Genomic DNA, 11185 nt, shown 5'->3' with positions numbered 1-11185 from the left:
GTTGCCGAAATCGCCTCGGCCTTCTGCTGCGCCGCCCTCGGCATCGCCCCGACCGTCCGCCACGCCGACTACATCGGATCATGGGCCGAGGTCCTGCGCGAGGACAATCGCGCCATCGTCCGTGCAGCCAGTCAGGCAAGCAAGGCGGCCGACTGGTTGCTGGCCTTCGCCCCAAATGCGGGCGAACCGCGTCAAGAAATTGCCACCACCCCCGAGCCCGCACGCCAAGCGGCCTGACCCACTCGTTATCGCTCCAAGCATTGGCGCAGTCCCATCCTTCCGGCTCTACGGCGTTCCGGCTTTCCGGAAGCGATGAGAGGAAGAGGGCTGCGCCGATTTTCGTGACGGGTTGGAGGTCGGGAGAGAGGCTCCCGGCCGCCCGTCGCGGAGACCTGTCATGGCCACTGCCATTCAGAAAGTCATCCTCTCGCCATCGCGCGACATCCCCTTCAACAAGCTCTCGCTCTCGCAGGCGAACGTCCGGCGCATCAAAGCCGGTGTGTCTATCGAGGAACTCGCCGAGGACATCGCGCGCCGCGGTCTCCTGCAGAGCCTCAACGTCCGTCCTATCATCGATGCCGATGGCGCAGAGACCGGCCTGTACGAGATCCCGGCCGGTGGGCGTCGCTACCGGGCGCTCGAGCGTCTGGTGAAGCAGAAGCGCCTCGCCAAGATAGCCCCCGTGCCGTGCGTGGTGCGCGATCCCGCGACGCCGATTCTGGCCGAAGACGACTCCCTGGCAGAGAACCTTCAGCGTGCACCGCTGCACCCGCTCGATCAGTTCCGGGCGTTCCAGGCGCTGCGCGACAAGGGCCAGTCCGAGGAAGACATTGCCGCGGCCTTCTTCACTTCCGCTCATATGGTGAAGCAGCGTCTGCGCCTTGCCGGCGTCTCGCCGAGGCTTCTCGACGTCTATGCCGAGGACGGCATGACGCTGGAGCAGCTGATGGCCTTCACGGTCAGCGCCGACCATCCGAGGCAGGAACAGGTCTGGGAGACGATCGCAGGCTCCTGGTCCAAGGAGCCCTATCAGATCCGCCGCATGCTGACCGAGAAAACGGTGCGCGCGTCGGACCGCCGCGCCATGTTCGTCGGGCTCGATGCCTATGAAGCCGCTGGCGGCACGGTCCTGCGCGATCTCTTCCAACAGGACGATGGCGGCTGGCTCGCCGATGTCGCCCTGCTCGATACCCTGGTTGCTGCCAAGCTGAAGACAGAGGCTGAGGCCATCGCGGCCGAAGGTTGGAAGTGGATCGAGGTCGCTGCCGACTTCCCCTACGGTCACACCCACGGTCTGCGCCAGATCGAGGGTGTCGCCGCCGAACGATCGGCTGACGAGCAGGCGACGATCGACGCGCTCAACGCTGAGTATCAGCGGCTCGAAGCCGAGTATGAAGGTGCGGACGAATTGCCAGACGATGTCGATGCGCGGCTCGGCGAGATCGAGGCCCTGCTGGATGAGCTCGACACCCGGCCGGTGATCTTTGATCCCTGCGATATCACGCGTGCTGGCGTCTTCGTGAGCATCGGCGCGGACGGCAGGCTCGTGGTCGACCGCGGCTATGTTCGCCCGGACGACGAGGCGCCCCTCGTCCTGCCCGATGACGAGACCGATGGCGCTGCGGCTGCGACCAGCGCCCAAGCCGGCGAACCCGGACCGAGCAGCACGTCCCGCACCGTCATCACGGTCGGCGGGCAGCCGATCGAAAGCGAGGACGACGAGGACGACGTGATCAAGCCGTTGCCCGAGCGCCTGGTGATCGAACTGACCGCCCATCGCACGCTCGCGCTGCGCGACGCCGTGGCGAGCAACCCACAGATCGCGCTGACGGCGCTGCTGCACAAGCTCGTCATCGACACATTCCAGCGCACCAGCACCGGCGGCGCATGCCTCGAAGCGTCCGTGCGACACGTCTTTTTCCCCGCGCAGGCCGCCGACCTCAAGGACAGCCTCTCCGCATGCGCGATCGCGGAGCGTCACGACGCCTGGAAGGCCGATCTTCCGCAGGGCGATCAGGCGCTCTGGGACTGGCTGTCGGCACTCGACGATGCGAGCCGACTCGCGCTGCTCGCTCATTGCGTGAGCTTCGGCGTCAACGCGCTTTACGAGAAGCCGAACCCCTACGGCGGGAACGGCGTGTCCCAGCACGGGCTCGAACGCCGTCTCACCCAGGCCGACCGGCTCGCGCGGGAGACTGGTCTCGACATGGTGGAGGCCGGATGGCGTCCTTCGGTCGACAATTATCTCGGCCGTGTGCCGAAGCGTCGCATCGTCGAGGCCGTGCGTGAGGGCGCGGGAGACCGGGCGGCGCAGCTCATCGAGCATCTGAAGAAGGCTGAAATGGCGAAGGAAGCCGAACGCCTTCTGGCCGACACCCGGTGGCTGCCCGAGCCGCTGCGGCTCGCCGACACGGACACATCCTCCGAACCGGGCGAACCCGAAGGTGAGGCAAGCTCCGTGGATCTGCCGGCGTTCCTCTCAGGCAACGAGGAAGCTTCGGACGAAGATACCGAGCCGCTCCCGGCCATCGCAGCCGAGTAGCCGATCGAGGCGGGGCCGCTCCGGTGGTCCCGCATCTTTCCTCACACGCCCCTTCCATCAGCCCGGTCGCCGCGCTGGGCTTTTTCATTCTCGTGGGAGACTGTCATGGCAGACTATTTCACGCACTTCTCGTGCCTGCTCGACGTCGGCACACCGCAGAACGCCGCGCGCGCACTCGATCTCTACAATGCCCTGTCCGAAGCCGGCGCGTCGGAAGAACCGCCGTCGGAGGGATTCCTTGTCTCCATCCAGCCGGAGCACGGCGGCTCGCAGCTCTGGCTACGGGATGACGTCTCCGGCGATCCCGAACGGCTCATCCAGTTCGTGAAACTCTGCGCGACGGAATTCAGCCTCAAGGGCCGTTGGGGCTTCCAATACGCCAATACCTGCTCGCGGCCCCGCCTCAATGCGTTCGGTGGCGGTGCGCACGTCCTCGACCTCGGCACGGGTGAGACCCTCGGATGGATCGACACCGATGGCTGGCTCGCCGCCGCGGTGGATGGAGGTAATCCCGATGCCTGAGATCATCGAAACCATCGTCTATCGACTCGACGAACTCTCCACTGCGGCGAAGGACGCCGCGCGCGGATGGTACCGCGAGGGTGGCTTCGATTATGACTGGTTCGAGTTCGTCTATGACGACTTCGAACGCATTTGCATGATCCTCGGCATCAGCCTCAGGAAGCGCCCTGTCCGACTGTTCGGCGGTAGCACCCGCTCGAAACCATGCATCTGGTTTTCGGGCTTCTGGAGCCAGGGCGACGGAGCCTGCTTCGAGGGCGACTACCGACACGCGAGATCCGCCGCCGGCCGCATCCGGGCCTATGCACCGACGGATACCGCGCTTCACCGGATCGCCGATACCCTCCAGGCCGTTCAGCGGCGCAACTTCTATCAACTCCGAGCCACGATAACCCACCGGGGGCGCTACTATCACGAGCATTGCATGGCCATCATGGTCGAGCGCGACAGTCCCGTAGGTCAGGACATGACCGCCGATGCACAAGATGCCGTCTCGGAAGCGCTCCGCGATCTGGCCCGCTGGCTCTACCGCCAGCTCGAACGGGAATACGAGCATCTGACCTCGGACGAGGTGGTCGACGAGGCGATTGTGGCGAACGGCTACACCTTCACCGAAGCGGGTCGGCGCTTCGGCTGATTCAGCCTGCCGCTTGCACGTCGAGAGGCAGAGGAGGCCGGGACGGGTTTGAGCCCGGACGGTCGAGAGAGAGCGCCCAAGGGCTCGCCCTGTTCCCGCTCTCCTCGAGGTCTTCCCCATGCACGATCGTTCCGCACCATGCGCGCAAGAACATATGCCGGCGTCTTATCCGCCACGCATAGACCTAACGGCCGCCCTGCTGGATGCCGCCCGATCCGTTCTCGCCCATCTCGAAGCTGGCCGACGTGTCGACGCCACCCTGCTTCGTGACGCGATGGAAGCGAGCTTCAACGCAAGCGACGCTGCCGGAGCCTGGGACTGGAAACTGGCCTACGATGCCTGCGAGGCAGCAACTGTTCTCTTCCTCCGCAAATACGGCAAAGCGCTTTTGCACAAAGCCGGCTCTCCGGCCGCTGCGCTGCCGCTGGTCGCAAAAGTCGCCGGTCTGCTTCCCACGCACACCCGCCGCTCCCTCGAAAGCGAGACGTTCCAGCAATTCTCGACGCCCATGCCGCTCGGATTCATCGCGTCGCGCGCGGCCGCTATTACACCTGCCGACCATGTGCTCGAGCCTTCCGCCGGGACCGGTTTGCTCGCCATTCTGTCCGAGATTGCGGGCGCTACCTTGATCCTCAACGAACTGGCGGAAACGCGCGCCAGCATCCTCTCCTACCTCTTCCCGGCGGTCGCAGTCACGCGCTTCGACGCAGCGCAGATCGACGATCATCTGCACCCGGCCATGGTCCCGTCGGTCGTGCTGATGAACCCGCCATTCTCGGCGATAGCGAACGTCTCGGGTCGCATGGCCGACGCAGCGCTGCGACACATCGCATCCGCGCTCGCCCGCCTCGCCGAGGGCGGGCGCTTGGTGGCCATCACCGGAGCCAATGTCATTCCAGAGCATCCAGCCTGGCGCGACGCGTTCATCCGACTGCAGGAGCGCGGGCGCGTCGTATTCACCGCGAGCATCGACGGCGCCATCTACGCCAAGCACGGCACAACCATCGAGACACGGCTAACCGTCTTCGACAAGCTGCCAGCAGCCGATCCGGCCCGGTTTCCCGCATCACAGGGTCAAGCACCCGACACGCAGACGCTTATGGGCTGGGTCACGGAACACGTTCCCCCACGGCTCACATTGGCGGGTTTGGTCGCCCTGCCGGCACCGTCGGCGATGGCGCCGAAGCAGGTTGCCTGTCCGATTGCGCGCGGCGCCGCGAACGCGCCGCAGAGGTCATCATTCGAGGAGCCGGTTTATCTGGACCTCGCCTATGAGACCCTTGACTGGAAGCCGGCCGAGGGCGGTCGGCTAACCGACGCCATCTACGAAGAATATGGACTTCAGACGATCCATATTCCCGGCTCTCAGGCCCATCCGACCAAGCTCGTGCAATCGGCGGCCATGGCGTCGGTCGCGCCGCCCAAGCCAAGCTATCGTCCACGGCTGCCCGAACGGCTCATCACCGAGGGCGTCCTGTCCGACGCGCAGCTCGAAACCGTGATCTATGCCGGCGAGGCGCATACGGGCTTCCTCAGCGGCGCCTGGACTGTCGACGCGACGTTCGATGTCGTCTCTGCCGCACCTAACGAGGCGGCATCCGCCGTCCGCTTCCGGCGCGGTTTCATGCTGGGCGACGGCACGGGCGCGGGCAAGGGGCGCCAGTCCGCCGCCGTCATCCTCGACAACTGGCTGCACGGTCGGCGCAAGGCCGTCTGGATCTCGAAGTCGGACAAGCTGATCGAGGACGCGCAGCGCGACTGGTCGGCCCTGGGCATGGAGCGCCTGCTGGTAACGCCGCTCTCCCGCTTCCCGCAGGGACGGCCGATCAAACTGCCGGAAGGTGTCCTATTCACCACCTATGCCACGCTGCGGTCCGATGAGAAGGCCGACAAGGTTTCGCGCGTCCGCCAGATCGTCGATTGGTTGGGCTCCGATTTCGACGGGGTAATCATCTTCGACGAGAGCCATGCCATGCAGAACGCCGGCGGCGGAAAGGGAGAACGAGGCGATGTTGCGCCGTCGCAGCAGGGCCGTGCCGGCTTGCGGCTCCAGCACGCCCTCCCCGGCGCTCGAATCGTCTACGTCTCGGCGACAGGCGCTACTACCGTCCACAATCTCGCCTATGCCCAGCGTCTCGGCCTGTGGGGCGGCGAGGATTTCCCGTTTGCCACCAGGGCCGAATTCATCGCTGCCATCGAGGCCGGCGGTGTCGCAGCGATGGAGGTGCTGGCCCGCGATCTTCGCGCCCTCGGCCTCTATACCGCCAGATCCCTGTCCTATGACGGGGTCGAGTACGAGTTGGTTGAGCACGCGCTCACCGACGAGCAACGCCGCATCTATGACGCCTATGCTGGCGCGTTCTCCATCATCCACAACAACCTCGATGCCGCGATGCGCGCCGCGAACATCACCAGCGAGACCGGCACGCTCAACCCGCGCGCCAAATCTGCCGCCCGTTCGGCCTTCGAAAGCACCAAGCAGCGCTTCTTCGGGCATCTGCTGACCTCGATGAAGACCCCAACGCTGATCCGCTCGATCCAGCGCGATCTCGATGACGGGCACGCGGCTGTCGTCCAGATCGTCTCCACCGGCGAGGCACTGATGGAGCGGCGACTGGCCGAGGTGCCGACCGAGGAATGGAACGACGTGCGCGTCGACATCACGCCGCGCGAATATGTGCTGTCTTACCTTCAACACTCCTTCCCGGTGCAGCTCTACGAGCCGTTCACCGACGCGGATGGCAATCTCTCTTCGCGACCTGTCACCCGCGACGGCCAGCCCGTCGAAAGCCGTGAAGCGCTCGCCCGGCGTGACCGGCTGATCGAGAAACTCGCAAGCCTGCCGCCGGTGCCTGGCGCGCTCGATCAGATCGTCCAGCGCTTCGGAACCGACCTAGTAGCCGAGGTGACCGGGCGATCGCGGCGCATCATCCGCAAAGGTGATCGGCTCATGGTCGAGAACCGTCCGGGCTCCGCCAACCTCGCCGAGACCGCCGCCTTTATGGATGATGCCAAGCGCATCCTCGTGTTCAGCGATGCTGGCGGCACCGGGCGCAGCTATCACGCTGACCTCGCGGCGCGGAACCAGCGCCTTCGTGTCCACTATCTCCTCGAACCGGGCTGGAAAGCAGACGCCGCCATTCAGGGCCTTGGTCGCACCAATCGCACCAACCAGGCGCAGCCGCCGCTGTTTCGTCCGATCGCAACCGACGTGAAAGCCGAGAAGCGCTTCCTGTCGACCATTGCCCGCCGGCTCGACACGCTCGGGGCAATCACCCGCGGCCAGCGCCAGACCGGCGGACAGGGCCTCTTCAGACCCGAGGACAATCTCGAAAGCCCCCACGCGCGCGACGCGCTGCGCCAACTTTACCTGCTGATCGTCCGCGGCAAGGTCGATGGCTGCCCGCTCCAGCTCTTCGAGAGCGCCACCGGGCTTAGCCTGATGGACGACACGGGCATCCGCGACGAGCTACCGCCGATCACGACCTTTCTCAATCGCTTGCTGGCGCTGACGATCGACCTGCAGGGCATATTGTTCAGCGCCTTCGAGCAGCTTCTCAATGCCCGAATTGCCGGAGCACTGGCCAGCGGCACCTATGACATCGGGCTGGAAACGCTGAAGGCCGAAAGCTTCGTCGTCATCGACCGGCACACCATCTACACGCATCCCGCCACTGGCGCGGAAACCCGCTTGCTGACGATCACCCAGCGCGAGCGGAACCGGCCCCTGTCGCTCGACCAAGCCTTCGAGCTTCTCGCCGATCCACGTGCAGCTCTGCTGATTAACGAGCGGTCCGCGCGGGCGGCGGTTCAGGTGCCTGCCCCGAGCATCATGCTGGATGATGGCGAAATCGAACGCCGGGTGCGCTTGCTCCGGCCGATGGAACATCACCATGCATCGCTGGCGTCGATGGCGGAAAGCCATTGGCGGGCGGTCGATCGCGAGGTCTTCGCGGCGGCGTGGCAGCGCGAACTGGGGCAGATCCCCGAGTTCACCGACAGCACAATCCATGTCGTCGCCGGGCTCCTGCTCCCGATCTGGAAGCGTCTCCCGGATGAGTGCACGCGTGTCTATCGCCTTCAGACGGACGATGGCGAACGCATCATCGGGCGACGCGTGTCTCCAGCTTGGGCGGCCAACGCGCTCGCGATCGGAGCGCCTACGCTGACGGCTGCCGACGCCTTTGCAGCCTTGGCGGCAGGCAGCACCGTCCTCGATCTCACTGAGGGCCTCCAGCTTCATCGCGCGCGGGTCATGGGCGTGCACCGCATCGAGCTATCAGGCTTCTCCGACACGTTGCGCGACCGGCTTCGGGCCTACGGCCTGTTCCACGAGATCATCTCCTGGAAGCTCCGAATGTTCGTTCCCACCGACGCGACCGGTGTGGCCGTGCTTGCCAAGGTGATGGAGCGCTATCCGGTCACGCGGATCTCTGAACGGGAGGCCGCGTGATGGCCAACTTGGACGCATCCGATCTTGCGGCCCGCCTGGCCAGCCAAGCCGAAGCCGTGTGCCGGCACTATTTGTCCAACGGCACAAAACAGGGAGGCTACTGGCTTGTCGGCGACGTTCGCAACACGCCGGGCCGCTCAATGTTCGTGCGGCTCAAGGGGCCGCAGACGGGTAAGGGCGCCGCCGGCAAGTGGACCGACGCCGCCACCGGCGAGCATGGCGATCTGCTCGATGTCATTCGCGAAACCTGCGGCCTTCCCGACTTCAAGCAGGTCGCCGATGAGGCGCGGCGCTTCTTGAGCCTCCCGCATCCAGAGCCCGCACGAGAGTCGCGGCGGGCTAAGACGTCCTTAGCGCCAATGGGTTCGCCAGAAGCCGCGAGGCGTCTCTTCGCGATGGCACAGCCGATCAACCGTACACTCGCCGAGACGTATCTGCGCAGACGCGGCATTACGTCGTTGCACGAAACCGGATCGCTGCGCTTTCATCCCCGCTGCTTCTTCCGCCCCAATGAGCATTCCCCGACCGAGATCTGGCCGGCGATCATCGCAGCCGTCACGGATCTCAATGGCGAGCTCACCGGCGCACATCGCACCTGGCTGGACCCCGACGGCTTCAACGAAGCGACCTTAGGCAAGGCGCCCGTCGAGACACCGAGACGGGCGATGGGCAATCTCCTCGGGTCTGCCGTGCGCTTCGGACTGCCGGGCTCGGTGATGGCTGCCGGCGAAGGCGTCGAGACCATGCTGTCGCTGCGCTGCGTCCTGCCAACCATGCCGATGGCGGCCGCGCTGTCGGCAGCGCATCTCGCTGCCATCCAGTTCCCCGACACCCTGCACCGGCTGTATGTCGCGCGTGATGACGATCCCGCCGGCGATGCAGCGGTGACGACCTTGATGACCCGCGCGGAGGAAGCGGGCATCGAGGCGGTCATCCTGTCTCCGACCCTCGGCGACTTCAATGAAGACCTCCGGCTGCTGGGACTCGCAGCGCTCCGGGCGGCCATCCGTGTCCAGATCGCGCCCCAGGACGTCGCACGCTTCATGGAGCATGCAGCTTAACCGGGATGGAGGCAGGCGGCTGCCGGTCGAGCACTTCGATCAACGCTCGCATCCGGGATGACCGTTTCGCCAGAGGACCGTGTCCCGGCCTTCCAGAGGGCGATCGGCCATCAGACGGTCCATCCAGGCAACCTTGTGGCCAGCTATTTTCCGGCGGCCCGTTCCACCCCACGCGGTCAAGCCGCGCGGGGACCCCGGCTCGGGCCTTTCCATCGCGAGACAAAATAGCCGGCCCCTGCGGTCCTTCGCTCACGCTGCGGCCCCTCGCTGTCGCTCGGGGTGCCAGTCCAGCCCGTCCGACGGCTTCGTCGCCATGAAGGCCGCGGCGGTCGCGGTCCAGCGAACGGAGCTTCCCATGAGCGAGCACAACGAATTTGAGCCCGACCACTTCTCTTCTCCCACCGACCATGTTCTGACCGAGCTTCAGCTCTACGGCTTCCATCCCCGCGACGATGAACCCGATCCTCGACCAATTCCGGAAGATCGCGTGATCGCCGGCGCCGTCGCCGACATCTTCGACGCGCTGATTGCCACCATGGCCGATACCGGCCTCGACGCAGATCTCGACGACCTACTGTGGTCAACGGTCAACACCTTCCACCGCGCCGTCGAACGGGTCGAACGCACACTCGACGACAACGAGCTGGCGCAGAAGCAGGGGCAGCGCGAACAGGATGGCTCCGAGGTGAAGGCCGTGCAGCTCGAAGCGCTGATCGCCACCGGACAGCGGCTCATCGAACGCCGTGACGCCCTCGAACTCTTCCGCGACACCGGTGCCGAGCTCTACCGGAAGACGACCGGCTCGAACTGGTCTCCCCGCCACGGCTCACGCGTCAACCATCGCCAGCTCACCTCTGCGATGATCGACAGCCGCGACTTCATCGCCGCCCGCAAACGCGCCGATCGCGAGGTGCTGCTGCCCGCCGGACCGAAGATCGCACTGACCGGCGGGCTCGACTTCAACGACCATCAACTGATCTGGGCGAAGCTCGACCAGGTCCGCGCGAAGCACCCCGACATGGTGCTGATGCACGGCAAATCTCCAAAAGGCGCCGAGAAGATCGCGGCCCGCTGGGCCGACCACCGCGGCGTTACCCAGATCGGCTTTGCCCCCGACTGGACCAAGCATGGCCGCTCCGCCCCGTTCAAGCGCAACGATCAGATGCTGAACGTGCTGCCGATCGGGGTCATCGTGTTCCCCGGCACCGGCATTCAGGACAATCTCGCCGACAAGGCGAAGAAGCTCGGCATCCCGGTCTGGAAGTTCGGCTCTGGTGGCGCCTAGGCGCCACCGATGCACTCAAGCCTTTCGCGGCTTCGGCTGGTGAAGACGCCGCTTCACATTGGGCTTCAGCGCATTGCTCACGTCCTTGTTGACAGTCGCGAGATCGAACCAGTCAGGATCGAAATATCCTCCGCACCATTGCTTGGTTTCATCGTGTTCCAGGTCGCTCGGGTTCGCCAAGACTTCTAGAAACCGCTGATAGCCGGGTATTCCGCCGACATCTTCGGGAGGGCGAGCCCGTGCACCGTCGATGCATTGAGCCTTCGTTGGTGCGAGGTCGAGGGAAAGCAATTGTTCTAACTCAACGGTATGCGACCACCCGTCGCCGAAATCATACAGGTAGCTGAACCTCGCACCAGATCTCGTGAAGTCACGCAAGCGAACGTCCGTCTGCTCAAACACCTTGGGATCATCCCCGCTGGTCGCGTCCGTCAAGGTGGTGTAATTTCGGCTGTGGCCGTGGGCCATCGTCAGGCGGCTTTGGCGGTGATGTGTAGGGGCTGATTTTCCTCCTCGATCATGGGTTGGTTGAGTTCGGCCATGCCTTCGATCTGCATGTATCGGTGCTGGAGCTGCCACTCGTCGTTCTGCTCCATCAGCACAGCCCCGACGAGGCGGATGATGCTGTCTTCGTTCGGGAAGATTCCGACGACGTCGGCGCGGCGCTTGACCTCCTTGTTGAGCC

Annotated in this window: 9 protein-coding genes; 7 read left to right on the top strand and 2 right to left on the bottom strand. The window is 65.1% G+C overall.

Features of this window, described 5'->3' with window-relative positions; all coding sequences use genetic code 11:
- From STE01S_RS19195 to STE01S_RS19165, 7 genes are all read left to right on the top strand, one after another.
- The coding region (locus tag STE01S_RS19195; RefSeq protein WP_255266033.1) for a zincin-like metallopeptidase domain-containing protein at positions 1-237 on the top strand (237 nt) is incomplete at its 5' end.
- Between the two features lie 160 nt (positions 238-397).
- Entirely contained in the window at positions 398-2542 is a 2145-nt protein-coding gene (locus tag STE01S_RS19190) for a ParB/RepB/Spo0J family partition protein (protein ID WP_062770843.1), read from the top strand.
- 105 nt (positions 2543-2647) lie between these two features.
- Positions 2648-3064: a hypothetical protein gene (locus tag STE01S_RS19185; RefSeq protein ID WP_062770841.1), complete on the top strand. Its 417-nt coding sequence runs from the start codon at positions 2648-2650 to the stop codon at positions 3062-3064.
- Positions 3057-3701, top strand: coding sequence for a hypothetical protein (locus STE01S_RS19180; protein WP_062770840.1), 645 nt, complete (start codon positions 3057-3059; stop codon positions 3699-3701). Before STE01S_RS19185 ends, STE01S_RS19180 begins: the two co-directional genes overlap by 8 nt.
- A 118-nt stretch (positions 3702-3819) precedes the next feature.
- Positions 3820-8154, top strand: a complete 4335-nt coding sequence (locus tag STE01S_RS19175; RefSeq protein WP_082813445.1) for a strawberry notch family protein — start codon at positions 3820-3822, stop codon at positions 8152-8154.
- Positions 8154-9215, top strand: a complete 1062-nt coding sequence (locus STE01S_RS19170) for a DUF7146 domain-containing protein (RefSeq protein WP_062770836.1) — start codon at positions 8154-8156, stop codon at positions 9213-9215. Before STE01S_RS19175 ends, STE01S_RS19170 begins: the two co-directional genes overlap by 1 nt.
- A 355-nt stretch (positions 9216-9570) precedes the next feature.
- Positions 9571-10500, top strand: a complete 930-nt coding sequence (locus tag STE01S_RS19165) for a DUF2493 domain-containing protein (protein ID WP_062770845.1) — start codon at positions 9571-9573, stop codon at positions 10498-10500.
- A gap of 15 nt (positions 10501-10515) precedes the next feature.
- On the opposite strand, the gene STE01S_RS19160 is transcribed toward STE01S_RS19165, so the two are convergent.
- Together STE01S_RS19160 and STE01S_RS19155 are read right to left on the bottom strand one after the other, a co-directional pair.
- Positions 10516-10968: a plasmid pRiA4b ORF-3 family protein gene (locus tag STE01S_RS19160; protein WP_082813444.1), complete on the bottom strand. Its 453-nt coding sequence runs from the start codon at positions 10966-10968 to the stop codon at positions 10516-10518.
- Between the two features lie 2 nt (positions 10969-10970).
- The coding region (locus STE01S_RS19155; RefSeq protein ID WP_174531854.1) for a transposase at positions 10971-11185 on the bottom strand (215 nt) is incomplete at its 5' end.

The sequence above is a fragment of the Sphingopyxis terrae subsp. terrae NBRC 15098 genome, from assembly GCF_001598815.1.
GTDB classification, from domain to species: domain Bacteria; phylum Pseudomonadota; class Alphaproteobacteria; order Sphingomonadales; family Sphingomonadaceae; genus Sphingopyxis; species Sphingopyxis terrae.
The sequence above is the reverse complement of the archived record's forward strand: the minus strand, read 5'-3'. Positions and strand labels throughout refer to the sequence as shown.

Excerpts from the sequence above, each read along its gene's own strand:
- STE01S_RS19180 (WP_062770840.1), top strand. The coding sequence starts at position 3,057 with ATGCCTGAGATCATCGAAACCATCGTCTATCGACTCGACGAACTCTCC.
- STE01S_RS19175 (WP_082813445.1), top strand. The coding sequence starts at position 3,820 with ATGCACGATCGTTCCGCACCATGCGCGCAAGAACATATGCCGGCGTCT.
- STE01S_RS19190 (WP_062770843.1), top strand. The coding sequence starts at position 398 with ATGGCCACTGCCATTCAGAAAGTCATCCTCTCGCCATCGCGCGACATC.
- STE01S_RS19185 (WP_062770841.1), top strand. The coding sequence starts at position 2,648 with ATGGCAGACTATTTCACGCACTTCTCGTGCCTGCTCGACGTCGGCACA.
- STE01S_RS19160 (WP_082813444.1), bottom strand. The coding sequence starts at position 10,968 with ATGGCCCACGGCCACAGCCGAAATTACACCACCTTGACGGACGCGACC.
- STE01S_RS19165 (WP_062770845.1), top strand. The coding sequence starts at position 9,571 with ATGAGCGAGCACAACGAATTTGAGCCCGACCACTTCTCTTCTCCCACC.
- STE01S_RS19170 (WP_062770836.1), top strand. The coding sequence starts at position 8,154 with ATGGCCAACTTGGACGCATCCGATCTTGCGGCCCGCCTGGCCAGCCAA.